Origin of the sequence: Escherichia sp. R1, from assembly GCF_003000935.1 — a bacterium.
Taxonomy (GTDB): domain Bacteria; phylum Pseudomonadota; class Gammaproteobacteria; order Enterobacterales; family Enterobacteriaceae; genus Escherichia; species Escherichia coli.
Genome location: NZ_PSRU01000001.1, coordinates 401,392 through 428,351 on the forward strand (window position 1 = coordinate 401,392; position 26,960 = coordinate 428,351).

The 26,960-nt window shown below is 52.4% G+C and carries 25 protein-coding genes and 1 pseudogene; 16 read left to right on the forward strand and 10 right to left on the reverse strand.

From position 1 onward, the window contains the following. Positions 1-28 precede the first annotated feature (28 nt). The 3 genes and pseudogenes from gltA to C4F37_RS02045 all read left to right on the forward strand — a co-directional run bounded on the left by gltA (position 29) and on the right by C4F37_RS02045 (position 3,032). A complete protein-coding gene (gltA, locus tag C4F37_RS02035; protein WP_000785834.1) occupies positions 29-1,312 on the forward strand; it encodes a citrate synthase in 1,284 nt (427 codons plus the stop codon). Between the two features lie 126 nt (positions 1,313-1,438). Further along, positions 1,439-1,834 (forward strand): annotated as a pseudogene (locus C4F37_RS02040) (type 1 fimbrial protein); the annotation flags it as partial. A gap of 151 nt (positions 1,835-1,985) precedes the next feature. Continuing rightward, positions 1,986-3,032, forward strand: a complete 1,047-nt coding sequence (locus tag C4F37_RS02045) for an AbrB family transcriptional regulator (RefSeq protein ID WP_001144719.1) — start codon at positions 1,986-1,988, stop codon at positions 3,030-3,032. Here the strand turns inward: C4F37_RS02045 and nei are convergent. From nei to ybgI, 5 genes are read right to left on the reverse strand one after another with little or no spacing between them, the layout of a single operon-like run. Next, on the reverse strand, positions 3,029-3,820 hold the full coding sequence (gene nei, locus C4F37_RS02050; protein ID WP_001538470.1) for an endonuclease VIII: 792 nt from the start codon (positions 3,818-3,820) through the stop codon (positions 3,029-3,031). The two genes, C4F37_RS02045 and nei, sit on opposite strands and share 4 nt — an antisense overlap. A 35-nt stretch (positions 3,821-3,855) precedes the next feature. Further along, positions 3,856-4,590, reverse strand: a complete 735-nt coding sequence (gene pxpA, locus C4F37_RS02055) for a 5-oxoprolinase subunit PxpA (RefSeq protein ID WP_000687121.1) — start codon at positions 4,588-4,590, stop codon at positions 3,856-3,858. Beyond that, positions 4,580-5,512 carry a 5-oxoprolinase subunit PxpC gene (pxpC, locus tag C4F37_RS02060; protein WP_000912709.1) on the reverse strand — a complete coding sequence of 311 codons (933 nt, stop codon included), beginning with the start codon at positions 5,510-5,512 and terminating at the stop codon, positions 4,580-4,582. Before pxpC ends, pxpA begins: the two co-directional genes overlap by 11 nt. Beyond that, on the reverse strand, positions 5,506-6,162 hold the full coding sequence (pxpB, locus tag C4F37_RS02065) for a 5-oxoprolinase subunit PxpB (RefSeq protein WP_001188356.1): 657 nt from the start codon (positions 6,160-6,162) through the stop codon (positions 5,506-5,508). The genes pxpC and pxpB overlap by 7 nt, the downstream gene beginning before the upstream one ends. Before the next feature lie 22 nt (positions 6,163-6,184). Further along, positions 6,185-6,928, reverse strand: coding sequence for a radiation resistance protein YbgI (ybgI, locus tag C4F37_RS02070; RefSeq protein ID WP_001538469.1), 744 nt, complete (start codon positions 6,926-6,928; stop codon positions 6,185-6,187). A gap of 270 nt (positions 6,929-7,198) precedes the next feature. Between ybgI and dtpD the strand changes: the two genes are divergently transcribed. Next, positions 7,199-8,680, forward strand: a complete 1,482-nt coding sequence (gene dtpD / locus C4F37_RS02075) for a dipeptide permease DtpD (protein WP_001032722.1) — start codon at positions 7,199-7,201, stop codon at positions 8,678-8,680. A gap of 41 nt (positions 8,681-8,721) precedes the next feature. On the opposite strand, the gene phrB is transcribed toward dtpD, so the two are convergent. The 3 genes from phrB to C4F37_RS02090 all read right to left on the reverse strand — a co-directional run bounded on the left by phrB (position 8,722) and on the right by C4F37_RS02090 (position 10,953). Further along, positions 8,722-10,140 (reverse strand): deoxyribodipyrimidine photo-lyase, encoded by a 1,419-nt coding sequence (phrB, locus tag C4F37_RS02080; RefSeq protein ID WP_000207172.1) that lies wholly within the window; start codon positions 10,138-10,140, stop codon positions 8,722-8,724. Next, positions 10,137-10,646 (reverse strand): YbgA family protein, encoded by a 510-nt coding sequence (locus tag C4F37_RS02085; protein ID WP_001075778.1) that lies wholly within the window; start codon positions 10,644-10,646, stop codon positions 10,137-10,139. Before C4F37_RS02085 ends, phrB begins: the two co-directional genes overlap by 4 nt. 100 nt (positions 10,647-10,746) lie before the next feature. Further along, positions 10,747-10,953, reverse strand: a complete 207-nt coding sequence (locus tag C4F37_RS02090) for a YbfA family protein (protein WP_001538467.1) — start codon at positions 10,951-10,953, stop codon at positions 10,747-10,749. Positions 10,954-11,265: 312 nt separating this feature from the next. On the opposite strand from C4F37_RS02090, the gene kdpF reads away from it, so the two are divergent. The 10 genes from kdpF to potE all read left to right on the forward strand — a co-directional run bounded on the left by kdpF (position 11,266) and on the right by potE (position 23,234). After that, entirely contained in the window at positions 11,266-11,355 is a 90-nt protein-coding gene (gene kdpF / locus C4F37_RS02095) for a K(+)-transporting ATPase subunit F (protein ID WP_001365534.1), read from the forward strand. Continuing rightward, a complete protein-coding gene (kdpA, locus tag C4F37_RS02100; RefSeq protein ID WP_001538466.1) occupies positions 11,355-13,028 on the forward strand; it encodes a potassium-transporting ATPase subunit KdpA in 1,674 nt (557 codons plus the stop codon). Before kdpF ends, kdpA begins: the two co-directional genes overlap by 1 nt. Before the next feature lie 22 nt (positions 13,029-13,050). After that, the gene (gene kdpB / locus C4F37_RS02105; RefSeq protein WP_000087998.1) at positions 13,051-15,099 is read left to right on the forward strand and encodes a potassium-transporting ATPase subunit KdpB; all 2,049 of its coding nucleotides are present in this window, start codon (positions 13,051-13,053) and stop codon (positions 15,097-15,099) included. Between the two features lie 8 nt (positions 15,100-15,107). Continuing rightward, on the forward strand, positions 15,108-15,680 hold the full coding sequence (gene kdpC, locus C4F37_RS02110; protein ID WP_001538465.1) for a K(+)-transporting ATPase subunit C: 573 nt from the start codon (positions 15,108-15,110) through the stop codon (positions 15,678-15,680). Continuing rightward, the gene (kdpD, locus tag C4F37_RS02115; protein ID WP_001538464.1) at positions 15,673-18,357 is read left to right on the forward strand and encodes a two-component system sensor histidine kinase KdpD; all 2,685 of its coding nucleotides are present in this window, start codon (positions 15,673-15,675) and stop codon (positions 18,355-18,357) included. The genes kdpC and kdpD overlap by 8 nt, the downstream gene beginning before the upstream one ends. Continuing rightward, entirely contained in the window at positions 18,354-19,031 is a 678-nt protein-coding gene (gene kdpE, locus C4F37_RS02120; RefSeq protein WP_000186082.1) for a two-component system response regulator KdpE, read from the forward strand. The genes kdpD and kdpE overlap by 4 nt, the downstream gene beginning before the upstream one ends. Positions 19,032-19,192: 161 nt before the next feature. After that, on the forward strand, positions 19,193-19,327 hold the full coding sequence (locus C4F37_RS28195; protein WP_001295874.1) for a hypothetical protein: 135 nt from the start codon (positions 19,193-19,195) through the stop codon (positions 19,325-19,327). After that, a complete protein-coding gene (speFL, locus tag C4F37_RS27280) occupies positions 19,306-19,410 on the forward strand; it encodes a leader peptide SpeFL (RefSeq protein ID WP_001312672.1) in 105 nt (34 codons plus the stop codon). The genes C4F37_RS28195 and speFL overlap by 22 nt, the downstream gene beginning before the upstream one ends. A gap of 309 nt (positions 19,411-19,719) precedes the next feature. Beyond that, complete coding sequence (speF, locus tag C4F37_RS02130; protein ID WP_001362902.1) at positions 19,720-21,918, forward strand: ornithine decarboxylase SpeF; 2,199 nt, start codon at positions 19,720-19,722, stop codon at positions 21,916-21,918. Continuing rightward, positions 21,915-23,234: a putrescine-ornithine antiporter gene (gene potE, locus C4F37_RS02135; protein ID WP_000075845.1), complete on the forward strand. Its 1,320-nt coding sequence runs from the start codon at positions 21,915-21,917 to the stop codon at positions 23,232-23,234. The genes speF and potE overlap by 4 nt, the downstream gene beginning before the upstream one ends. 56 nt (positions 23,235-23,290) lie before the next feature. Here the strand turns inward: potE and pgm are convergent, their stop codons facing one another. Together pgm and seqA are read right to left on the reverse strand one after the other, a co-directional pair. Continuing rightward, complete coding sequence (gene pgm, locus C4F37_RS02140; RefSeq protein ID WP_001295873.1) at positions 23,291-24,931, reverse strand: phosphoglucomutase (alpha-D-glucose-1,6-bisphosphate-dependent); 1,641 nt, start codon at positions 24,929-24,931, stop codon at positions 23,291-23,293. A 25-nt stretch (positions 24,932-24,956) separates the two neighbouring features. After that, positions 24,957-25,502, reverse strand: coding sequence for a replication initiation negative regulator SeqA (gene seqA, locus C4F37_RS02145; protein ID WP_000848387.1), 546 nt, complete (start codon positions 25,500-25,502; stop codon positions 24,957-24,959). A 184-nt stretch (positions 25,503-25,686) separates the two neighbouring features. Between seqA and ybfF the strand changes: the two genes are divergently transcribed. Together ybfF and ybfE are read left to right on the forward strand one after the other, a co-directional pair. Beyond that, positions 25,687-26,451: an esterase gene (gene ybfF / locus C4F37_RS02150; protein WP_000773279.1), complete on the forward strand. Its 765-nt coding sequence runs from the start codon at positions 25,687-25,689 to the stop codon at positions 26,449-26,451. A gap of 139 nt (positions 26,452-26,590) precedes the next feature. Next, entirely contained in the window at positions 26,591-26,884 is a 294-nt protein-coding gene (gene ybfE, locus C4F37_RS02155; RefSeq protein WP_001300829.1) for a LexA regulated protein, read from the forward strand. Positions 26,885-26,960: the final 76 nt, after the last annotated feature.

Sequence of the window (26,960 nt, forward strand, 5' to 3'; positions counted from 1 at the left end):
ACGCAATAAGGCGCTAAGGAGACCTTAAATGGCTGATACAAAAGCAAAACTCACCCTCAACGGGGACACAGCTGTTGAACTGGATGTGCTGAAAGGCACGCTGGGTCAAGATGTTATTGATATCCGTACTCTCGGTTCAAAAGGTGTGTTCACCTTTGACCCAGGCTTCACTTCAACCGCATCCTGCGAATCTAAAATTACTTTTATTGATGGTGATGAAGGTATTTTGCTGCACCGCGGTTTCCCGATCGATCAGCTGGCGACCGATTCTAACTACCTGGAAGTTTGTTACATCCTGCTGAATGGTGAAAAACCGACTCAGGAACAGTATGACGAATTTAAAACTACGGTGACCCGTCATACCATGATCCACGAGCAGATTACCCGTCTGTTCCATGCTTTCCGTCGCGACTCGCATCCAATGGCAGTCATGTGTGGTATTACCGGCGCGCTGGCAGCGTTCTATCACGACTCGCTGGATGTTAACAATCCTCGTCATCGTGAAATTGCCGCGTTCCGCCTGCTGTCAAAAATGCCGACCATGGCCGCGATGTGTTACAAGTATTCCATTGGTCAGCCATTTGTTTACCCGCGCAACGATCTCTCCTACGCCGGTAACTTCCTGAATATGATGTTCTCCACGCCGTGCGAACCGTATGAAGTTAATCCGATTCTGGAACGTGCTATGGACCGTATTCTGATCCTGCACGCTGACCATGAACAGAACGCCTCCACCTCCACCGTGCGTACCGCTGGCTCTTCGGGTGCGAACCCGTTTGCCTGTATCGCAGCAGGTATTGCTTCACTGTGGGGACCTGCGCACGGTGGTGCTAACGAAGCGGCGCTGAAAATGCTGGAAGAAATCAGCTCCGTTAAACACATTCCGGAATTTGTTCGTCGTGCGAAAGACAAAAATGATTCTTTCCGCCTGATGGGCTTCGGTCATCGCGTGTACAAAAACTACGACCCGCGCGCCACCGTAATGCGTGAAACCTGCCATGAAGTGCTGAAAGAGCTGGGCACCAAAGATGACCTGCTGGAAGTGGCTATGGAGCTGGAAAACATCGCGCTGAACGACCCGTACTTTATCGAGAAAAAACTGTACCCGAACGTCGATTTCTACTCTGGTATCATCCTGAAAGCGATGGGTATTCCGTCTTCTATGTTCACCGTGATCTTCGCTATGGCACGTACGGTTGGCTGGATCGCCCACTGGAGCGAAATGCACAGTGACGGTATGAAGATTGCCCGTCCGCGTCAGCTGTATACAGGATATGAAAAACGCGACTTTAAAAGCGATATCAAGCGTTAATGGTTGATTGCTAAGCCGTTCACTTTCCGGACCCGCCTTTAATAGAGCGGGTTCTTTTTATATGGCTGAACATAAAAAATTGTAAAAATTAAACCAGATGCAAATACCCATTAATAATGGTGAAAAAATATTTCACCGGAAACACTGGTGATTGATTTGGGTAAATTTAACTTACTGGATATTCGCCGCCACACAATGTCGAAAACATTCAGTATCAAGACAACAAAATCGCAAAATGACCAGTGTACCGACGGATTTAAGGTCAGCTCCTCGTTTTATACCGAAAAAACGTTGGTTGAAGAAGATAAAGCATTGTTGATTGGTAATGGTCTGAAGCTACGTATACTGGATGAAAACGCCTCGCCTTATACATTCAATAAATATGCTTAATACGCCGATTTCACCAGTGATATGCTGATCTACGAAAAAACCTATACGGCTGAATTATCGTCCACACCTGGCACTCCCATCGCGGTGGGTCCCTTCGATACAGTGGTACTTTTTAAGATTAACTATAACTGATTTAACACGACGCCCTTTTCAGCCGGAAAGGGCAACGTATTCAGATTATTGCTGATTTTCCCCTTTTCCTTGATTACCGTTATTTTTTCCAGACCCAGCTTTCTTTATGCTGTATCGATACACCAAAGATAAAATAATGAGGAAGCGAAGAATGCCTGTATTGCAGTGGGGAATGTTATGTGTTCTGTCACTTCTCCTTTCTATTGGCTTCCTCGCTTTACATCTCCCGGCGGCACTCCTGCTTGGCCCGATGATCGCCGGGATCATCTTCAGTATGCGCGGAGTCACTCTGCAACTTCCCCGCTCCGCTTTTCTCGCTGCCCAAGCCATTCTTGGCTGCATGATTGCACAAAACCTCACTGGTTCGATTCTCACCACGCTGGCCGTCAACTGGCCGATCGTGCTTGCGATTTTACTGGTGACGCTGCTTTCCAGCGCCATCGTGGGTTGGTTATTGGTGCGCTATAGCTCACTGCCTGGAAATACCGGGGCCTGGGGTTCTTCTCCTGGCGGCGCGGCGGCAATGGTCGCTATGGCGCAAGATTACGGCGCAGATATTCGCCTGGTGGCGTTTATGCAATATCTGCGAGTGCTGTTCGTCGCGGGGGCCGCTGTTCTGGTCACCCGCATGATGCTGGGCGATAACGCTGAAGCGGTTAACCAGCAGATCGTCTGGTTCCCGCCAGTGAGCATTAATCTCCTGCTTACGATTTTGCTCGCGGTCGTTGCCGGTACGGCGGGATGCTTGCTACGTCTTCCTTCCGGCACGATGCTCATCCCGATGCTGGCGGGCGCAGTGCTCCAGTCTGGTCAGCTCATCACGATTGAACTCCCGGAATGGCTGCTGGCGATGGCATATATGGCAATTGGCTGGCGGATTGGTCTTGGTTTCGATAAGCAAATATTACTGCGGGCATTGCGCCCACTGCCACAAATCCTGCTGTCGATTTTTGCTCTGCTGGCTATTTGTGCGGGTATGGCGTGGGGGCTGACCCGGTTTATGCATATTGATTTTATGACCGCCTACCTCGCCACCAGCCCCGGCGGGCTTGATACCGTGGCGGTCATCGCCGCAGGGAGCAATGCCGATATGGCGCTCATCATGGCGATGCAAACTCTGCGCCTGTTCAGTATTTTGCTGACGGGGCCTGCCATCGCACGGTTTATTTCAACCTATGCGCCGAAGCGTTCGGCCTAGTGCTGGCAGCCTGGGCACCAGTAAAACGGGCGCGATGACAGCGTGGTTTTCTCAATGATGCCGCCACAGCGTTCGCAAGGTTCGCCATCACGATGAAAAACCTTAAAGCGAAACAGCGCCCCATGATATTTGTTTTCATCCACCTGCCCCCGCGTAGCGTAAGAAAGTCGCGGAATATCCAGTAACGCGTGTGCGAGTGCATCCAGTTGCGCCGCATTGAGATCTTTCGCTTTATGATTTCCGGTCAACCCAACCTGCCAGAGGATCTCCACCCGCAAATAATTGCCAAGTCCTGCCAGAAACGCCTGATCGAGCAGTAATCCAGCAAACTGGCGGTTACGAAAGCGCGGCGACAATAATCGTTCCTTTACCACCTCCGGCGTCAGATTCGGATCCAGCACATCGGGACCAACGCGTTGTAAAAACGGATGCGTGGTCAGTTGTTCCGGAGTCAACATCTCAATATCCGAGGCGCTATAAAGCAGAATGGTTTTGTCAGCCGTTTGCAGTTTTACCCGCAGTACTCGCGTGGTCTGCGGCTCTTCGCCGGTATCAACCACGCGCCAGACGCCGTAAAGCTGATTATGGCTGTAGAGCGTTAAGTCGTTGGAAAAATGAGTTAACAACGCCTTACCACGCGTTTCCACATGGGTAACGTATTGACCGATAAGTCGTGATTGATAAGATTTTAACTGCGGGAAGGCAAACCAGACATCAGTTAGTGGTTTGCCTTTGATCGCCGCCTCCAGGTTATCCGCTGCACGGCGGATCTCCGGGCCTTCAGGCATGGTGATATCCTTTTTTCATTCTTTATTAAGCGGGGTTATGCTGCGACAACAATCCCCTTTTCAGCAAATGTAGCTCGTAATCGGCGGGCGAACGCCAGTGCGTGCTCGCCATCGCCATGTAGGCAGACCGTTTGCGCCGTGACCATTGCCCATTCGCCGGTGATACTTTTGACTCTGCCGTGTTGCACCATCTCCAACGTTTGCGCCAGCGCCTGTTCTTCGTTTTCAATCAACGCGCCTGGCTGGCTTCGCGGCACCAGCGAACCGTCTGCCTGATAACCACGATCGGCAAACACTTCCTCGCGCGTTACCAGGCCATATCGTTCGCCTGCACGAATCAGCTCGCTTCCTGCCAGCCCGACGAGAATCAATGCCGGATCGCAAGCGTATACCGCTCTGGCGATGGCGTCTGCCAGTTGTGCCTCTTTCGCCGCCTGGTTGTATAACATGCCGTGCGGTTTGACATGACACATTACGCCGCCTTGCGCACGGGTAATCGCTGCCAGCGCGCCAATTTGATACAGCGTCTGGGCGAAAACAGTTTCTGGCGGCAGCTGCATGGCGCTGCGACCAAAATTTTCCCTGTCGGGAAAACTCGGGTGCGCGCCAATCGCGACACCGTTTTTTATTGCTTCACGCACGCAAGCCTGCATGGTTTGCGCATCGCCTGCATGAAATCCACAGGCAATATTGGCAGAGGAAACCAGCGTTAATAGCTCTGCGTCGCTGGCGCAGCCTTCGCCCAGATCGGCGTTCAGGTCAATTTTCATTGTGCAGCCGCCATGCTAATTGTTCGAAATAACGTTGTTGATCTTGCCGTGCTTTCAGTGCCTCTTCCAGTGAACACTGGACAAAATGAATCGGCTGACCGAGCGGAATTTGCGCCAGATGGTACATATCAGCCTCAATGATACAGGCAATACGCGGGTAACCACCGGTGGTTTGCGCATCGTTCATCAACACAATGGGCTGCCCGTTATGCGGCACCTGCACCACACCTGGTAACAAACCGTGAGATAACAGTTCGCGATCGGTGGTGCGTTTTAAAATTTGCCCCTGTAAGCGATAGCCCATCCGGTTACTTTGCGAGCTAAGCTGCCAGGGCGAACGCCAGAATGCATCCTGCGAGGCGCGATCGAACTCATGATATTCCGGCCCCGGCAAGGCGCGAATGCGGTTGCCCCACAGCAGCTGTTTAACGCCCTGCGCTTCCATAAAATCACGCTTCGCTTTGCCAATCGGGAGTCGGTCACCATCCCTCAGTAAACGGCCTTCCAGCCCGCCAATCCCCACCTTGAGATCGGTGCTGCATGATCCCATTACCGGCGGAACATCAATACCACCCGCGACCGCCAGATAACTGCGCATCCCGTGCTGCGGGCGTTTAAGCGTTAAACGCTGGCCTGCTCTCATTGGCAATCGCCAGCCGGTCCAGACGGCATTATCATCCAGCCGTGCTTCACAGCCTGCGCCAGTCAGGGCAAACCAACCATCGCTTTCAAATTCAACCGTTAACTGACCGAGCGTGATCTCAAGTGCGGGCGCGTTGGCATCATTGCCCACCAGCAGGTTAGCAATACGTAGCGCAGGCATATCCAGTGCGCCACAGTGGCTGATACCCGACTGGCGAAAACCGTGACGACCGCCATCCTGCACAGTGGTATACATGCCCGCACGAATAATCTTCAGCATACTCCCTCCTTCTGGGGTACAAAGCGCACGCTGTCTCCCGGACGTAATAAGATGGGTTCGTCACGCTCCGGATCAAACAGGCTGAGTGAGGTATGACCAATCAACTGCCAGCCACCCGGCGTTGCCAGCGGATAAACACCGGTCTGCGGCCCGCCGATCCCGACAGAACCTGCCGGAACGTGCAAGCGCGGTTCAGCGCGCCGTGGCGTGTGTAGTTGTTCCGGCAAACTCCCGAGATACGGGAAGCCCGGTTGAAAACCTAAAAACCAGACCACGTATTCCACGGAGGAGTGCAATTCAACAACCTGTTTTTCGCTCAATCCACAATGCGCCGCGACCACCGCCAAATCCGGTCCGGCTGCGCCACCGTAAACCACCGGAATTTCAATAAAGCGAGACTCCGGCTCCAGCGCCTCACTCTCCTCCCACCAGCGTTGCAAACGCTCTATGGCATCCAGCGCCAGCGACTCAGGATTACGCAAAATCACTGTGATATTGTTCATGCTAGGAATGGCTTCAACCACATTCGGCATATCCACCAGACGCTGTGCCAGTCGCCAGATCCGTTTCTGGCTGGCCAGCGTCACCGGCGGTTCCAGTTCCAGTACTACCGCCGTTTCACCTATCAGATAACAACGCGCTCGTTGCACTTTCGATCCCTCTGATTATTCGTTATGCAGGATTAGGAATATCAATAAAGGTCACATCAAGATCGGTATTTTCATTCAGCCACTCGCTCAATGCGCGAATACCACCGCGTTCAGTGGCATGGTGACCCGCAGCATAAAAATGCAATCCCTGCTCGCGGGCTGAATGAATGGTCTGTTCAGAAACTTCGCCAGTAATAAAAGCATCCACGCCAAAACGCGCGGCGCTATCGATAAAACTTTGCCCGCCTCCCGTGCACCAGGCGACGCGCTGAACCAGCTCAGACCCGGTATCGCCACACCATAACGGCTTACGTCCCAGACGCGCTTCAATCCAGGAGGCCAGTTCCAGTCCCGGCACAGGCATGGTCAGTTCGCCCCACGGCACCAACGGCTCAATTTCGCCCATGACGGTGATGCCAAGTAATGCTGCCAGTTGTGCGTTATTGCCCAGTTCAGGATGGGAATCCAGCGGCAGATGCCAGCCATACAGGTTGATATCGTTAGCCAGCAAGGTTTTTAAACGACGGCGTTTCATGCCGCGAATCACCGGAGATTCACCTTTCCAGAAATAACCGTGATGCACGATGACCGCGTCGACCTCCAGGCGTACCGCTTCATCAAGCAGTGCCTGGCTGGCGGTAACACCGGTAACGATTTTTTGCACCGTCTCTTTGCCTTCCACCTGCAAACCATTCGGCGCGTAATCACTAATCGCCGCGCTGTTCAGTTTTTCGTTAATCAGTTGTTCCAGTTCGGTGTTTTTCATCTTCGCGCCTTCCGTATTCTGATAGCTACACCGTTAACATAGCGTTACCTCGCCTGTTCGTCGATAGCCAATCTTTTGACATATTAAGAAACAAACCCGACGCCAAAAGACGCAAATTGTTTATATCATCACGCTTCAGCTAATGTATATTTATGCAATCAGACAGCATATTGCATAAATAATCAGATCTGTATCAAAGTTTTAACTTTAAGGAAACACAAGCACGCCGCGCAACTATTACGTGACGTTGCAGTCAATTGTGGAATTATTATGAATAAACACGCATCACAACCGCGCGCTATTTACTATGTCGTTGCGCTGCAAATCTGGGAATATTTTAGCTTTTACGGCATGCGTGCCCTGCTGATCCTCTATCTCACCAATCAACTAAAATATAGCGATAATCACGCCTACGAGTTATTTAGCGCCTACTGTTCGCTGGTATATGTCACGCCAATCCTCGGTGGCTTTTTGGCGGATAAAGTTCTCGGCAATCGCATGGCGGTGATGCTGGGGGCGTTGTTGATGGCGATCGGTCATGTGGTGCTGGGTGCCAGTGAGATCCATCCGTCATTCCTCTATCTGTCCCTGGCGATTATCGTCTGCGGCTATGGTCTGTTTAAATCCAACGTCAGTTGCCTGCTCGGCGAGCTGTATGAGCCAACCGATCCACGTCGTGATGGCGGTTTCTCGCTGATGTATGCGGCGGGTAACGTGGGGTCTATTATCGCACCTATCGCCTGTGGTTTCGCCCAGGAAGAGTACAGTTGGGCGATGGGCTTTGGCCTGGCGGCGGTGGGTATGATCGCGGGTCTGGTCATTTTCTTATGTGGCAATCGTCATTTCACACATACCCGCGGCGTTAACAAAAAGGTACTGCGTGCGACAAACTTTCTCCTGCCCAACTGGGGATGGCTACTGGTTCTGCTGGTGGCAACGCCTGCGCTGATTACCGTGTTGTTCTGGAAAGAGTGGTCGGTATACGCCTTGATTGTCGCGACGATCATTGGCCTTGGGGTTCTGGCAAAAATTTATCGCAAAGCAGAAAACCAAAAACAGCGTAAGGAGCTGGGGCTGATTGTTACCCTCACCTTCTTCAGCATGTTGTTCTGGGCATTCGCACAACAGGGGGGTAGCTCGATTAGCCTTTATATCGACCGCTTCGTTAACCGCGATATGTTTGGTTATACCGTTCCGACTGCTATGTTCCAGTCGATTAATGCCTTCGCAGTTATGCTGTGCGGTGTGTTCCTGGCGTGGGTGGTTAAAGAAAGCGTCGCAGGTAATCGTACCGTGCGCATCTGGGGAAAATTTGCTCTTGGCCTTGGCCTGATGAGCGCCGGATTCTGCATTCTGACCTTAAGCGCCCGCTGGTCCGCAATGTATGGTCACTCTTCTCTGCCACTGATGGTGTTAGGCCTGGCGGTGATGGGCTTTGCGGAACTGTTTATCGATCCGGTTGCTATGTCGCAGATTACGCGCATTGAAATCCCCGGCGTGACCGGCGTATTAACCGGCATTTATATGCTGCTTTCCGGCGCGATTGCGAACTATCTGGCGGGCGTGATTGCCGATCAGACATCGCAGGCTTCGTTTGATGCTTCCGGGGCGATCAACTACTCCATCAATGCATATATTGAAGTATTTGATCAAATTACCTGGGGCGCACTGGCGTGTGTAGGACTGGTACTGATGATTTGGCTGTATCAGGCGCTTAAGTTCAGAAACCGCGCGCTGGCGCTGGAGTCTTAATAAGCCAGCACCATGCCTGATAAAACGCTCGCTGCGTTTTATCAGGCTCCTTTCCTCGCTTCTTCGTACGCTGCCAGCGTTCGCAGCCTTGCCTCTTTGTGATCGACTATCGGTTGCGGATAATCCAACGTCACACCTGTTTTCTCTGCCCACTTCCACGGCTCATGCACCGCTTTCCCCGGTACATCGCGCAGCTCCGGTAGCCACTGGCGGATAAATTCGCCTTCGCGGTCAAATTTCTCGCCCTGAGTTGTCGGGTTGAAAATACGAAAATACGGCGCTGCATCAGTACCCGTAGAAGCAGCCCACTGCCAGCCACCGTTATTAGCTGCCAAATCACCATCAATCAACTGCGACATGAAATATCGCTCGCCTTCGCGCCAGTCGATCAACAAATCTTTCACCAGAAAACTGGCTGTAATCATCCGTAGCCGGTTATGCATCCAGCCAGTGCTGTTAAGCTGACGCATGGCAGCATCGACAATCGGGTATCCCGTTTTGCCCTCCTGCCAGGCCTTTAAATGGGCGGGATTGCTTTGCCACTGTACACGATCCGTCCAGGCAATAAACGGACGATGTTTACACAGCGAAGGATAATACGTCATCAAATGGCGGTAGAACTCGCGCCATATCAGCTCATTAAGCCAGACGCTCCCCGGTCCGCCTTCCAGCACCTGCGGTTGTTCCGCCAACAGGCGATGTAAACACTGGCGAGGCGATAACCCGCCCGTTGCCAGGCTGGCGGACAAACGACTGGTGCCTTCCACTGCCGGAAAATCTCGTTGTTGCTCATACTCTCCGGCACCGTTCTGGCAAAACTGGCGTAATTGCGCAATCGCCGCTTTTTCTTCCACCGGGAAATGCGCAGTATCGAAAGACTGACGAGGATAATTCAGCGTAATGGATGGCGCGGGCTCTATCGATCCGCTACTACGAACTTTTGGTGCAGCGACGCACTCCGGCATCCCTTCCCGCAGCCGTTTCAACCATGCGTTTTTAAAAGGCGTAAAGACTTTGTACATCTCATGATTGCCAGTCATCACCGCCCCCGGCGGCAGGATCACGCTGTCATCAAATCCTTCACACACCACGTTACGCAGCGTCCTCTCAGCCTGCACATCCCGCGCCCGCTCATTCACCTCATACTGATAGTTATAAAACAGATGGGTAATGCGATTTTCCGCGCACACCTGTTTAACTGTTTCGACACTGGCAGCAAAGTCATCCACTTCGCGGAACAATAAAGGAATGCCTTTTTCCGCCAGCGCGTTTTGCAGCGCATTAAGTTGTGTATTGATAAGTTCAGCCTGACGCGGCGACACATTATGCGCCGCCCACTGGCGTGGTGTAGCGATATACAACGCCAGCACGCGCGCAGACGAATTGCGGCAGGCGGCAGCCAGCGCGAGATTATCGTGCTGACGTAAATCCTGGCGAAACCAGACCAGATGGGTAGTCATAAAACTCCTGCATGGCGCAAGTTAATCACACGCGGCCAAAGTTCGAAATAACGCTGCCCTGAAAGCCAGGCGTCAGGATAAAGCGCCATATAGTGTTTGATACGCATCAGCGGCGCAAGAAGCGGTTGCTCGCCACGGCGATAACTGTCGATAAGCGCCGCCAGCTGCTGGCGTTCTGTGGAATCAATATGTGGGCGAAAATATCCCTGAGCGTGCATCAAAACGTTAGTATGATCACGCCGGTTGGCAGGGTGAGAAAGCAAAACAATTACGCGTTGGCGGTACTGGTTGTAATAGTCATCCAGACTTTGCCACCGGTGAATATCAGCCACAAACGGGCCAAGTTTGCGGTACTCCGGCTGAGAATGTGCCAGAAAGACGAGTTTATAGCGGCTGTGATAATCGAGAAGCGCCCCGCGCGTTAGTCCTCGATCTTTGAGATTGTGTAACTCATGCAAAGCAAAAATGCGGATAATGGTGCTGTCATCAAAAAGTTGTTGATTCATTACTGCTCCTGAACGGTTTACAGGAGTAAGTGTAGACGCCGAAAAAAGAAAACCGCCAGCGTTTCCACCGGCGGTTTTCTTTAAACGTCATGTTTGGCAATCAGTAAAAATCACCGGTTGCCTTTTCGGCCTGATCCATCCACACCGGTTTATCGCTGGTTTTCGACCAGACGCGGTGCAGGTAGCTATAAAAGCGGGCGCGGTCTTTCCAGAAAAGCATGAAAGGCAGCGCCAGAACGCCCGCTGCAACCGCACAAGTACGGCGTAAAAAGATAAGCCATGCAGGATATTCTCTGTAGAGTTCCATACTTTTCTCCCCCTTTTGTATCTACCCGGTGAATGGCACCGGAAAAATGAATTTGTTTATCTGATGAAAATAGTACCGCCTTTTGTGTAATTTTACTACTCATCCGACCACTTATTTTTGCTTATTGATGGTTTATTTACATTCATACCGTAATTAAGTTACACAAAGGTTAAATTAATACTAAACATTAGTTAAATCATGGCTTTTGCCATTTTTATACTTTTTTTACACCACGCCCGCAGATTTTTGCGAAATCTTTGCAGCCAGAACTCTACCCTTCCAGTATCACTTTTAGGCCACTGGAGGTGCACTGTGAGTGCAGGCGTGATAGCCGGCGTGTTGCTGGTGTTTTTATTACTGGGTTATCTGGTTTATGCCCTGATCAATGCGGAGGCGTTCTGATGGCTGCGCAAGGGTTCTTACTGATTGCCACGTTTTTACTGGTATTAATGGTGCTGGCGCGTCCCTTAGGTAGCGGGCTGGCGCGGCTGATTAATGATATTCCTCTTCCTGGTACGACGGGCGTTGAACGCGTACTCTTTAGCGCGCTTGGCGTCTCTGACCGCGAGATGAACTGGAAGCAGTATCTCTCAGCCATTCTTGGCCTGAATATACTGGGGCTGGCGGTGCTGTTTTTTATGTTGCTCGGTCAGCACTATCTGCCGCTTAATCCACAGCAGTTGCCGGGGCTGTCGTGGGATCTGGCGCTCAATACCGCCGTCAGCTTTGTCACGAATACCAACTGGCAATCTTATAGCGGTGAAACCACGTTGAGCTATTTCAGCCAGATGGCGGGCTTAACGGTGCAAAACTTTCTTTCTGCCGCCAGCGGGATTGCGGTGATTTTTGCGCTTATTCGCGCGTTTACCCGCCAGAGCATGAACACGCTGGGTAATGCGTGGGTAGACCTGTTGCGGATTACGTTATGGGTGTTAACCCCCGTAGCATTGCTGATCGCACTGTTTTTTATTCAACAAGGTGCGCTGCAAAACTTTTTGCCTTATCAGGCTGTGACGACCATTGAAGGAGCGCAACAGCTGTTACCAATGGGGCCAGTAGCTTCTCAGGAAGCGATCAAAATGCTCGGAACTAACGGCGGTGGCTTTTTTAATGCCAACTCGTCGCATCCGTTTGAAAACCCAACCGCACTGACCAACTTCGTGCAAATGCTGGCGATTTTCTTGATCCCAACAGCGCTGTGCTTTGCCTTTGGTGAAGTGGCGGGCGATCGTCGCCAGGGGCGCATGTTGCTGTGGGCGATGTCGGTGATTTTTGTCATCTGCGTAGGCGTAGTGATGTGGGCAGAAGTTCAGGGTAATCCTCATCTGCTGGCGCTCGGCGCGGACAGCAGCATCAATATGGAAGGTAAAGAGAGCCGCTTCGGCGTGCTGGTCAGTAGCCTGTTTGCGGTCGTGACTACGGCGGCTTCCTGCGGCGCGGTGATTGCGATGCATGATTCGTATACCGCTCTTGGTGGCATGGTGCCGATGTGGTTGATGCAAATTGGTGAAGTGGTATTCGGCGGCGTCGGTTCCGGCCTTTACGGCATGATGCTGTTTGTCCTGCTGGCGGTGTTTATTGCCGGGCTGATGATTGGTCGTACACCGGAATATCTGGGTAAAAAAATCGACGTACGCGAGATGAAACTGACTGCACTGGCGATTCTGGTCACCCCGACGCTGGTGCTGATGGGCGCGGCGCTGGCAATGATGACCGACGCCGGACGTAGCGCCATGCTCAACCCTGGCCCGCATGGTTTTAGCGAAGTACTGTACGCCGTGTCGTCCGCCGCTAACAACAACGGCAGCGCCTTTGCCGGATTAAGCGCCAACTCTCCGTTCTGGAACTGTTTACTGGCGTTGTGCATGTTTGTCGGGCGCTTCGGGGTGATTATCCCGGTGATGGCAATTGCCGGTTCGCTGGTGAGTAAAAAGAGCCAACCCGCCAGCTCCGGCACATTGCCAACGCACGGCCCGCTGTTTGTTGGCCTGTTAATCGGCACCGTGTTGCTGGTTGGCGCACTGACCTTTATCCCTGCCCTGGCGCTTGGTCCGGTGGCGGAATATCTCTCCTGATGATATTGAGTGAGCACTGAATATGAGTCGTAAACAACTGGCGCTATTCGAACCAACACTTGTCGTTCAGGCGCTGAAAGAAGCGGTGAAAAAATTAAACCCGCAGGCGCAATGGCGCAATCCGGTGATGTTTATCGTCTGGATCGGCAGTCTGCTGACCACCTGTATTAGCATCGCGATGGCAAGCGGTGTGATGCCTGGCAATGCGCTGTTTAGCGCGGCAATTAGCGGCTGGCTGTGGGTCACCGTACTGTTCGCTAATTTCGCCGAGGCGTTGGCAGAAGGCCGCAGTAAAGCGCAGGCCAACAGTCTGAAAGGGGTGAAAAAAACCGCTTTTGCTCGCAAACTGCGCGAACCGAAATATGGCGCTGCGGCGGACAAAGTTCCTGCTGATCAACTGCGTAAAGGTGACATCGTGCTGGTAGAAGCTGGCGATATTATCCCCTGCGATGGTGAAGTCATTGAAGGCGGCGCATCGGTCGATGAAAGCGCCATCACCGGGGAATCGGCTCCGGTGATCCGTGAATCCGGCGGTGATTTTGCCTCCGTCACTGGCGGCACGCGTATTCTTTCTGACTGGCTGGTGATTGAGTGCAGCGTTAACCCCGGCGAGACATTTCTGGATCGGATGATCGCGATGGTGGAAGGTGCGCAGCGACGTAAAACGCCAAACGAGATTGCCCTGACCATTCTCCTGATTGCCCTGACTATCGTCTTTTTACTGGCAACCGCCACGCTGTGGCCGTTTTCCGCGTGGGGCGGTAATGCAGTCAGCGTAACGGTACTGGTGGCACTGCTGGTCTGTCTGATCCCAACCACTATTGGCGGCCTGTTGTCAGCGATTGGCGTCGCCGGGATGAGTCGGATGCTGGGCGCGAATGTGATTGCCACCAGCGGACGTGCAGTTGAAGCGGCAGGTGACGTTGACGTTCTGCTACTGGATAAAACCGGCACCATCACCCTCGGTAACCGTCAGGCGTCAGAGTTTATCCCCGCACAAGGCGTGGAGGAAAAAGCGCTGGCCGACGCCGCACAACTGGCTTCGCTGGCTGATGAAACGCCGGAAGGCCGCAGTATTGTGATCCTCGCCAAGCAGCGTTTTAACCTGCGCGAGCGCGATGTGCAGTCGCTCCATGCCACCTTTGTACCTTTTACTGCACAAAGCCGGATGAGCGGGATCAACATCGACAACCGCATGATCCGTAAAGGTTCTGTCGATGCCATTCGCCGCCATGTTGAGGCTAACGGCGGTCACTTCCCTGCCGATGTTGATCAAAAAGTCGATCAGGTTGCGCGTCAGGGAGCCACGCCGCTGGTGGTGGTGGAAGGTTCTCGTGTGCTGGGCGTTATTGCGCTGAAAGATATCGTCAAAGGCGGTATTAAAGAGCGCTTCGCCCAGCTGCGTAAAATGGGCATTAAAACGGTGATGATTACCGGCGATAACCGCCTGACTGCCGCCGCGATAGCTGCGGAAGCGGGTGTCGATGATTTTCTCGCCGAAGCAACACCGGAGGCCAAGCTGGCATTGATTCGTCAGTATCAGGCAGAAGGCCGTTTAGTGGCGATGACCGGCGACGGCACCAACGATGCTCCGGCGCTGGCGCAGGCAGATGTCGCGGTGGCGATGAACTCCGGTACTCAGGCGGCGAAAGAAGCGGGCAATATGGTGGATCTCGACTCTAACCCGACCAAGTTGATCGAGGTGGTACATATTGGCAAACAGATGCTGATGACCCGTGGCTCGCTGACCACCTTCAGCATTGCCAACGATGTGGCGAAATACTTCGCCATTATTCCGGCGGCGTTCGCGGCAACGTATCCGCAGTTAAATGCGCTGAACATCATGCGCCTGCATTCGCCCGACTCCGCCATTCTCAGTGCGGTCATTTTCAACGCCTTGATTATCGTCTTTTTGATTCCCCTGGCGTTAAAAGGCGTGAGTTATAAACCGCTTACCGCTTCTGCCATGTTGCGCCGTAACTTATGGATTTACGGTCTGGGTGGGCTGCTGGTGCCGTTTATTGGTATCAAAGTCATTGATTTACTGCTAACCGTTTGCGGTCTGGTGTGAGGTTTACCATGCGTGGATTACGTCCGGCATTATCGACATTTCTCTTTCTGTTATTGATTACTGGCGGCGTTTACCCGCTGCTGACCACCGCACTGGGGCAATGGTGGTTTCCCTGGCAGGCCAACGGTTCATTGATTCGTGAAGGTGATACGGTGCGCGGTTCGGCATTAATCGGGCAAAATTTTACCAGCAACGGCTATTTTCATGGTCGCCCGTCGGCAACAGCAGAAATGCCCTATAATCCACAGGCTTCTGGCGGGAGCAACCTGGCGGTCAGTAACCCGGAGCTGGATAAACAGATAGCCGCACGCGTTGCTGCATTACGGGCTGCTAACCCGGATGCCAGCACGAACGTTCCGGTTGAACTGGTGACGGCGTCAGCAAGCGGGCTGGACAATAACATCACCCCGCAAGCGGCGGCCTGGCAGATCCCACGCGTGGCGAAAGCGCGTAATCTCAGCGTTGAACAGCTCACGCAACTGATCGCAAAATACAGCCAACAACCGCTGGTGAAATATATCGGCCAGCCGGTCGTCAACATTGTCGAACTCAATCTGGCACTGGATAAGCTTGATGAATAATGAACCCTTACGTCCCGACCCCGATCGTCTGCTGGAACAAGCTGCCGCGCCGCATCGGGGGAAGCTGAAAGTATTCTTCGGTGCCTGCGCAGGCGTCGGGAAGACCTGGGCGATGCTGGCGGAAGCCCAGCGACTGCGGGCGCAAGGGCTGGATATTGTGGTTGGCGTGGTAGAAACCCACGGTCGGAAAGATACCGCCGCAATGCTGAAAGGTCTGGCTGTTCTGCCGTTAAAACGCCAGGCGTACCGTGGGCGGCACATCAGCGAGTTTGATCTCGATGCCGCCCTCGCCCGCCGTCCGGCACTGATCTTAATGGACGAACTGGCGCACAGTAATGCGCCAGGTTCTCGTCATCCTAAACGCTGGCAGGACATCGAAGAGCTGCTGGAAGCAGGCATTGATGTTTTCACTACCGTCAACGTTCAGCATCTGGAAAGCCTGAACGATGTGGTCAGCGGCGTCACCGGAATTCAGGTACGGGAGACCGTGCCCGATCCTTTTTTTGATGCCGCCGACGACGTAGTACTGGTGGACTTGCCCCCGGACGATCTGCGCCAGCGGCTGAAAGAAGGCAAAGTCTATATTGCCGGGCAAGCGGAGCGCGCCATTGAACATTTTTTTCGCAAAGGCAATCTGATCGCCCTGCGCGAACTGGCACTGCGCCGTACTGCCGATCGCGTAGATGAGCAAATGCGCGCCTGGCGGGGGCATCCTGGCGAAGAGAAAGTCTGGCACACACGCGACGCGATCCTTTTATGCATCGGGCATAACACCGGCAGTGAGAAACTGGTCCGCGCGGCGGCGCGGTTGGCCTCGCGCCTGGGCAGTGTCTGGCACGCGGTGTATGTTGAAACCCCTGCCCTGCATCGCTTACCGGAGAAAAAACGTCGGGCAATTCTCAGCGCCTTACGTCTGGCGCAGGAGCTGGGCGCGGAGACGGCAACACTTTCTGATCCAGCGGAAGAGAAAGCGGTAGTGCGTTATGCCCGTGAACATAATCTCGGCAAGATTATTCTCGGTCGCCCGGCTTCGCGCCGCTGGTGGCGTCGGGAAACGTTTGCTGACCGACTGGCGCGTATCGCCCCCGATCTCGATCAGGTGCTGGTCGCACTTGATGCCCCCCTCGCCCGCACGCTTAATAACGCGCCGGATAGCCGCTCTTTTAAAGACAAGTGGCGGGTACAGATTCAGGGATGCGTGGTTGCCGCCGCGTTATGCGCCGTTATCACCTTAATTGCCATGCAGTGGCTGATGGCGTTTGATGCCGCCAACCTGGTGATGCTGTATCTGCTTGGCGTCGTGGTGGTGGCACTATTTTACGGACGCTGGCCTTCGGTGGTTGCCACCGTCATTAATGTGGTGAGTTTCGATCTCTTTTTTATCGCCCCACGCGGCACGCTCGCCGTCTCTGATGTGCAATATCTGCTGACCTTCGCGGTGATGTTAACCGTCGGGCTGGTGATCGGGAACCTTACTGCTGGCGTGCGTTATCAGGCGCGGGTAGCCCGTTACCGCGAACAACGCACACGGCACTTATATGAAATGTCCAAAGCTCTGGCTGTGGGCCGTAGTTCGCAGGATATCGCCGCCACCAGCGAACAGTTTATTGCTTCCACGTTTCATGCCCGTAGTCAGGTGTTGCTGCCTGATGACAACGGTAAATTGCAGCCTTTAACACATCCGCAAGGAATGACGCCGTGGGACGATGCCATCGCGCAGTGGAGTTTTGATAAAGGCCTGCCTGCGGGCGCGGGCACCGACACGTTACCCGGTGTACCGTACCAGATTTTGCCGCTAAAAAGCGGCGAGAAAACCTACGGACTGGTGGTGGTGGAACCGGGGAATCTGCGCCAGTTGATGATCCCGGAACAGCAGCGCCTGCTGGAGACGTTTACGCTGTTAGTCGCCAATGCCCTTGAGCGACTGACACTGACCGCCAGCGAAGAACAGGCGCGGATGGCAAGCGAACGTGAACAGATCCGCAACGCCCTGCTGGCGGCGCTTTCGCATGATTTACGCACGCCGCTTACGGTGCTGTTCGGTCAGGCAGAAATCTTAACGCTCGATCTGGCAAGCGAAGGATCGCCCCACGCCCGCCAGGCCAGCGAGATTCGTCAGCATGTGCTGAACACGACCCGACTGGTGAATAATCTGCTCGATATGGCGCGAATTCAGTCCGGCGGCTTTAATTTGAAGAAAGAGTGGTTAACGCTGGAAGAAGTGGTCGGCAGCGCGCTGCAAATGCTGGAACCGGGTTTATCGTCGCCCATCAATCTTTCTCTGCCAGAGCCGCTGACCTTAATCCACGTTGACGGGCCACTCTTTGAACGGGTGCTGATTAACCTGCTGGAGAACGCGGTGAAATATGCGGGGGCGCAGGCCGAAATTGGTATCAATGCCCACGTTGAGGGCGAAAATCTACAACTGGATGTCTGGGATAACGGCCCCGGTCTTCCACCAGGCCAGGAGCAGACGATATTTGATAAGTTTGCTCGCGGGAATAAAGAGTCGGCGGTACCGGGTGTAGGGCTTGGGTTGGCAATTTGTCGGGCGATAGTGGATGTACACGGCGGCACCATTACCGCATTCAACCGACCGGAAGGTGGTGCCTGTTTTCGTGTTACACTTCCCCAGCAAACAGCCCCTGAACTTGAAGAATTTCATGAGGATATGTGACAAACGTTCTGATTGTTGAAGATGAACAGGCTATTCGTCGCTTTCTGCGCACGGCGCTGGAGGGCGACGGTATGCGCGTCTTTGAGGCCGAAACGCTGCAACGCGGCTTGCTGGAAGCGGCAACCCGTAAGCCAGATTTGATTATTCTCGATCTCGGCCTGCCCGACGGTGATGGGATTGAATTTATCCGCGACCTGCGCCAGTGGAGCGCGGTGCCGGTGATTGTGCTTTCCGCACGCAGCGAAGAGAGCGATAAAATCGCCGCGCTGGATGCCGGAGCGGATGATTATCTGAGTAAGCCGTTTGGCATTGGCGAATTGCAGGCCCGTCTGCGCGTCGCATTACGCCGCCACTCCGCCACCACCACGCCCGATCCGCTGGTGAAATTTTCTGATGTTACCGTCGATTTAGCCGCCCGCGTTATCCACCGCGGCGAGGAAGAGGTGCATCTCACACCGATTGAGTTCCGCCTGCTGGCCGTGCTGCTCAACAACGCCGGAAAAGTGCTCACCCAGCGCCAGTTACTCAATCAGGTGTGGGGACCAAACGCGGTCGAACACAGCCACTATTTGCGTATTTATATGGGGCATCTGCGACAAAAACTGGAGCAAGATCCCGCCCGCCCCCGCCATTTTATTACTGAAACCGGTATTGGGTATCGGTTTATGCCATGAATTATTATTCAATAAATACGCTTAAATAATTATTAATTTATTATTAAACCTGCCCCGAAAATTATTATTTGGCAGGTTTAATTTCTTAATGAAAATACAACCCACAAAATTGCAACATTTAAACAACAAAACAGCATCTAATATGGCGCTATTCATCATTAATGATTTATTATTTGGGATATGATCGTTTTTTGTTGATCTTCTTCACAGATTATAGCCATTTCATGGATAGAATAACCCTACCTTCAACTGACACAGAAAAAGGTAAAGGTAAATGGAAAATAATAACCGCTTAATGCCTCATATAAGGCGGACAACCCATATCATGAAGTTTGCCCATCGTAATAGTTTTGACTTTCATTTCTTTAATGCCCGCTAGTCTTCTGACTAAAGGGCACCCCAGCGTACAGGTCTCCCTGACTTTAAGCATTACAGGTTAATATCTGTATCCCTCGGTGCTCATATACTGCTAACCCTCTTAAACTCTAAATAATTCGAGTCGCAGCACATGCAACTTGAAGTATGACGAGTATAGCCAGTTACCGGGCTGGTCTGGGTTATTGCATCTGCAAAAAGCAAACTACTGATTTATTTATCAGCGGTGGGGTTTTGCTTTTTTCCGGCGTGATCAATTTCTCCTTTGAGAAATTGAGGACCTGCTATTACCTGAAATAAAGAGATGAACAAAATGTCAGAATTAAAAATTGCCGTTAGCCGTTCTTGCCCGGATTGTTTTTCCACTCATCGTGAATGCGTGAATATTGACAAAAGTAATTATATTGACGTTGCCGCCATTATTTTATCAGTCAATGATGTTGAACGTGGAAAACTCGATGAAATAGACGCTACTGGCTATGGCATTCCTGTTTTTATTGCAACGGAAAATGAAGAACGTGTACCAGCAGAATATCTGCCACGTATTTCTGGTGTCTTCGAGCATTGCGAATCACGGAAAGAGTTTTATGGACGTCAGTTAGAAACCGCTGCCAGCCATTATGAAACGCAACTGCGCCCGCCCTTCTTCCGCGCACTGGTCGATTATGTCAATCAGGGCAATAGCGCTTTTGACTGCCCGGGTCATCAGGGAGGTGAGTTTTTCCGTCGCCATCCGGCAGGCAATCAGTTCGTGGAATATTTTGGCGAAATGCTCTTCCGCTCTGACTTGTGTAATGCCGACGTTGCAATGGGTGATCTTCTGATTCATGAAGGCGCGCCATGCATTGCACAGCAACATGCGGCAAAAGTGTTTAATGCCGATAAAACGTACTTTGTTTTAAACGGCACCTCCTCCTCCAACAAAGTGGTTTTAAACGCCCTGCTGACACCAGGTGATCTGGTGCTGTTTGACCGCAATAACCATAAGTCTAACCATCACGGGGCCTTGCTACAGGCTGGTGCAACACCGGTTTATCTGGAAACAGCACGTAACCCGTATGGTTTTATCGGTGGCATTGATGCGCACTGCTTCGAAGAAAGTTATCTGCGTGAACTGATTACAGAAGTTGCACCGCAACGGGCAAAAGAGGCGCGTCCGTTCCGCCTCGCTGTGATTCAGTTAGGCACCTACGACGGTACTATTTATAACGCCCGCCAGGTGGTGGATAAAATCGGTCATCTGTGTGACTACATCCTGTTTGACTCAGCATGGGTCGGCTATGAACAGTTTATTCCGATGATGGCGGACTGTTCGCCACTGCTGCTGGAGCTTAATGAGAACGATCCGGGTATTCTGGTTACGCAATCTGTGCATAAACAACAGGCTGGTTTTTCTCAGACTTCACAAATTCATAAAAAAGACAGCCATATCAAAGGGCAACAGCGTTATGTACCGCACAAACGCATGAACAACGCATTTATGATGCACGCCTCCACCAGCCCGTTCTATCCGCTGTTTGCCGCACTGGATATCAACGCCAAAATGCATGAAGGTGTCAGCGGTCGTAATATGTGGATGGATTGTGTGGTTAACGGTATTAATGCCCGCAAATTGATCCTCGATAACTGCCAGCACATTCGCCCGTTCGTTCCTGAACTGGTGGATGGTAAACCCTGGCAGTCGTATGAAACAGCGCAAATTGCGGTTGATCTGCGCTTCTTTAAATTTGTACCCGGTGAGCACTGGCATTCTTTTGAAGGCTACGCAGAGAACCAATACTTTGTCGATCCGTGCAAACTGTTGCTGACAACTCCAGGTATTGATGCACGTAACGGCGAATATGAAGCGTTCGGTGTACCCGCAACGATTCTTGCTAACTTCCTGCGCGAAAATGGCGTAGTGCCGGAAAAATGCGATCTTAACTCCATCCTCTTCCTGCTGACTCCGGCAGAAGATATGGCCAAACTGCAGCAACTTGTTGCCCTGCTGGTACGCTTCGAAAAACTACTGGAAGCTGATGCGCCTCTGGCGGAAGTACTGCCTTCCATCTACAAACAGCATGAAGAGCGCTACGCCGGTTATACCCTGCGTCAGTTGTGCCAGGAAATGCATGATTTGTATGCCCGCCACAACGTGAAACAACTGCAAAAAGAGATGTTCCGTAAGGAACACTTCCCACGCGTCAGCATGAATCCGCAAGAAGCCAACTACGCCTACTTACGCGGTGAAGTGGAGCTGGTTCGTCTGCCGGATGCAGAAGGCCGTATCGCTGCCGAAGGTGCGCTTCCTTATCCTCCGGGTGTGCTGTGTGTTGTTCCTGGTGAAATCTGGGGTGGTGCTGTTCTGCGTTACTTCAGCGCTCTGGAAGAAGGCATCAACCTGCTGCCAGGTTTTGCACCGGAGCTGCAGGGTGTCTATATCGAAGAACATGATGGTCGTAAGCAAGTTTGGTGCTATGTCATCAAGCCTCGTGATGCGCAAAGCGCCCTGTTGAAAGGGGAAAAATTATGAGTCAGGCTAAATCGAACAAAATGGGTGTCGTTCAGTTAACCATACTGACGATGGTCAACATGATGGGCTCCGGTATCATCATGCTGCCGACAAAGCTTGCCGAAGTCGGGACAATCTCAATTATCTCCTGGCTGGTGACAGCCGTAGGCTCAATGGCACTGGCATGGGCATTCGCAAAATGCGGTATGTTCAGCCGTAAATCAGGAGGTATGGGCGGTTATGCCGAGTATGCTTTCGGTAAATCCGGTAACTTTATGGCGAACTATACCTACGGCGTCTCGCTGCTGATTGCTAACGTCGCGATTGCTATTTCGGCGGTTGGTTACGGCACCGAACTGCTCGGCGCGAGTTTGTCGCCAGTGCAGATTGGTCTTGCGACCATCGGGGTGCTGTGGATTTGTACCGTGGCTAACTTTGGTGGTGCGCGCATTACCGGGCAAATCAGTAGCATTACCGTGTGGGGGGTCATTATTCCGGTGGTAGGCCTGTGCATTATCGGCTGGTTCTGGTTTAGCCCGACACTTTACGTTGATTCCTGGAATCCGCATCATGCACCGTTCTTCAGTGCGGTAGGTTCTTCCATCGCTATGACGCTGTGGGCTTTTCTTGGTCTGGAGTCTGCGTGTGCGAATACTGATGTAGTGGAAAACCCGGAACGTAATGTGCCAATCGCGGTACTCGGCGGTACGTTAGGTGCGGCGGTGATTTATATCGTCTCCACCAACGTGATTGCCGGGATTGTGCCAAATATGGAGCTGGCAAATTCAACGGCACCATTTGGTCTGGCCTTCGCGCAGATGTTCACGCCGGAAGTGGGTAAAGTCATTATGGCGCTGATGGTGATGTCCTGCTGCGGTTCGCTGCTTGGCTGGCAGTTCACCATTGCCCAGGTGTTTAAATCTTCATCTGATGAAGGCTACTTCCCTAAAATTTTCTCCCGTGTAACCAAAGTGGATGCACCGGTGCAGGGAATGTTGACCATTGTGATTATCCAGAGCGGGTTGGCGCTGATGACGATTAGCCCGTCGCTAAACAGTCAGTTCAACGTGCTGGTTAACCTGGCCGTGGTGACCAATATCATTCCGTATATTCTGTCAATGGCGGCATTAGTCATTATTCAGAAGGTCGCTAATGTGCCCCCCTCAAAAGCGAAAGTTGCAAACTTTGTTGCTTTTGTTGGCGCGATGTACAGCTTTTATGCGCTGTACTCATCCGGGGAAGAAGCCATGCTATACGGTTCCATCGTGACCTTCCTCGGTTGGACACTGTATGGTCTGGTCTCACCACGCTTTGAACTGAAAAATAAACACGGTTAATTAAGCAAAGCAAAAAAGGGCGATCTTCCGACCGCCCTTTTTCTTATTTGATATGTTTACGCGTTTTTCAGAACTTCGCTAACAATCTCAACCGCTTCTTTCTCAATCTGCTTGCGATGTTCTTCACCAAGGAAGCTTTCGCAGTAGATCTTATATGCGTCTTCCGTGCCTGACGGACGCGCGGCGAACCAGCCGTTGTCAGTCATCACTTTCAGACCGCCGATAGAAGCGCCATTACCCGGTGCCGCCGTCAGACGCGCGGTGATCGGGTCACCTGCCAGGGTGCTGGCGCTCACCATTTCCGGAGACAGCTTAGACAACGCCGCTTTTTGTGCGGAAGTCGCTGCTGCCTGCAAACGGTTATAGCTCGGCGCACCAAAGCGTTTTGCCAGTTCGTTATAGTGTTCCTGCGGGTTCTTACCGGTGACAGCGGTGATTTCCGCCGCCAGCAGACACATAATGATGCCGTCTTTATCGGTGGACCACGGCGTGCCGTCGAAACGCAGGAAGGAAGCGCCTGCACTCTCTTCGCCGCCAAAGCCGAAGCTGCCATCGAACAAACCATCAACAAACCATTTGAAACCTACCGGTACTTCTACCAGCTTACGGCCCAAATCATTGACCACACGGTCGATCATCGCAGATGAAACCAGCGTTTTACCGACAGCAACATCTTTGCCCCACTGCGGACGATGCTGGAACAGGTAGTTGATCGCCACCGCCAGGTAGTGGTTCGGATTCATCAAACCTGCCGGAGTGACGATACCGTGACGGTCATAATCCGGGTCGTTAGCAAACGCCAGATCGAACTTATCACGCAGTGCCAGCAGGCCCGCCATCGCACACTCGGAGGAGCAGTCCATACGGATCGCACCGTCTTTATCGAGGTGCATAAAGCGGAAGGTTTGATCGACCTGATCGTTAACGATGGTCAGGTTGAGGTTGTAATACTCGCCAATGCGCTTCCAGTATTCGATACCGGAACCACCCAGCGGATCAACGCCCAGCGTCAGGCCCGCTTTCTGAATCGCCGCCATATCAACGATATCGGCCAGCCCTTCCACAAACGGCTGCACCAGATCCTGCTCTTTCACATGACCGGATGCCATCGCTTCGTCGAGGGAGATACGCTTCACGCCTTTCAGGCCATCAGCCAGCAGTGCGTTTGCTCTGTCTTCCACCACTTTAGTGACGTTGGTATCAGCCGGGCCACCATTTGGCGGATTGTACTTGATACCACCATCTTCCGGCGGGTTATGGGACGGTGTAATCACGATACCGTCTGCCAGCGGGCCACCTTTTTTATTGTGAACCAGAATGGCATTGGAAATGGCAGGTGTCGGAGTGAAGCCATTGTTTTCCTGCACAATGACATCAACGCCGTTCGCTGCCAGCACTTCCAGTACGGAAATGAACGCAGGCTCGGACAGGGCGTGAGTATCTTTACCCACATAGCAAGGGCCAGTGATGCCGTTTTTCGCACGTTCTTCAGCAATTGCCTGAGCGATCGCCAGAATGTGCGGCTCGTTAAAGCTGTGGCGCGCTGCACTGCCACGGTGACCGGAAGTACCGAATTTCACCGCGTGCTCCGCATTCCCTGCTTCTGGTTTCAGTACATAATATTGCGCCGTCAGTTGGGCGACGTTAATCAAATCACTCTGTTGTGCAGGTTGGCCTGCACGATTGTGGATTGCCATTGCTTTGTCCTTTGTCTGCAACGTTTTAGATAGTTCCGCAAACCTTCTCAATCAATTCCGCCGGGAATTGCATCGACTGCATGATGTGTTCGATCATGCTGCATTTACGGCCGGTGTTGGTGTTGGTGATCACCCAATACGGCGTACCAGGCACATGTTTCGGCTTGGTCTGATTACCATTTTTCAGCAGCGTTTGTTCATCTGCCGCAAAGTAAACGCGTGTACGACCGTGCAACGATTCCGTTGCTTCGGCAAACGCCTGGGCGTCAAGAGAATATAGTGTAGACAACAGCAGCATAAAGCGATTGACCGCTCGCTTTTGCTCTGCGTATTCGTCCGAAAGCAGAAGTTCACGCATTGCGCGAACCTTGTCTTTAATCGTTTTGACCGGCTTCGCTTCGACGATAGCAGGTGACGCAACGCGAACCTCTTTCGTCACCGGAGCAGCAGGCTGTGATGCGGCGGAAAATTTCAACATACGCCGTAAAATGTCGGATGCGCTCTCGCCGATATGCTTAGTGTGGCTGGCAATATAGCTGTAGAGTTCATCATCAACTTCAATCGTTTTCATCTTAATCCAGTGCAGTGTCTTAGCTGAATACAAGTCGCCAGGAGTATATGAATAAATCCCGGCAGCGGATAGCGTCAAGCCTGGCTTGCAGAAAAACTCGGAATAAACCTTATTTGTTGCAGCCCTGTGGCACAATGGTCAACATAATACCCTAACCCGACAACGCGAAAAAAAGAACTTTGCCATGAAATTGAATATCCGCGCGCAAACTGCACAAAACCAGCACAATAATTCTCCCATCGTTCTTGTCCATGGTCTGTTTGGCAGCCTCGACAACCTTGGCGTACTGGCTCGCGATCTGGTAAACGATCACAATATCATCCAGGTTGATATGCGTAACCACGGTCTTTCACCGAGAGATCCGGTAATGAATTACCCGGCGATGGCGCAGGATCTTGTTGATACCCTGGATGCACAGCAGATCGACAAAGCAACATTTATCGGTCACTCCATGGGCGGTAAAGCGGTAATGGCTCTTACTGCACTAGCCCCCGATCGCATTGACAAGCTGGTGGCGATTGATATTGCGCCGGTCGATTATCACGTTCGCCGTCATGATGAGATTTTCGCGGCCATCAACGCAGTCAGTGAATCAGACGCACAAACACGCCAGCAAGCAGCGGCAATAATGCGCCAGCATCTTAATGAAGAAGGGGTGATTCAGTTTCTGTTGAAATCTTTTGTTGACGGGGAGTGGCGCTTTAACGTGCCAGTATTGTGGGATCAGTATCCGCATATTGTGGGTTGGGAGAAAATCCCGGCATGGGATCACCCTGCCCTGTTTATCCCTGGCGGCAATTCTCCGTATGTTAGCGAGCAGTACCGCGATGATTTACTGGCACAATTTCCACAGGCACGGGCGCATGTGATTGCAGGCGCGGGTCACTGGGTCCATGCTGAAAAACCGGATGCGGTATTACGCGCTATCCGTCGCTATCTCAATGATTAACGCAACTGATTAAAAACCCAGCGTCCGCGTCGCTTTCCGCGCGTGGACGTTGGCGTGACTCATCGCGCTGATGTATTATGGCGCGCTATCCATCCGGGCAGAGGCCTGGCTGATTGTTTCCCCCGAAGTCACCAAGATCATGGCCAAAGAACAAACGGACCGTACGACATTAGATCTGTTCGCGCACGAGCGTCGACCGGGACGACCGAAAACTAATCCGCTTTCGCGCGATGAACAGCTGCGTATTAATAAACGCAACCAGCTAAAACGCGACAAAGTACGTGGCCTTAAGCGTGTCGAACTGAAGCTGAACGCGGAAGCTGTCGAGGCGCTGAACGAGCTGGCGGAATCGCGCAATATGAGCCGTAGCGAACTGATCGAAGAGATGTTAATGCAGCAACTGGCGGCGCTGCGTAGTCAGGGCATCGTTTAAATTTCCACTTTCATGTAGCACAGTGTGCAGTCCTGCTCGTTTGCTGATTCCGCAAGACTGCCTGTTCTGCTATGAT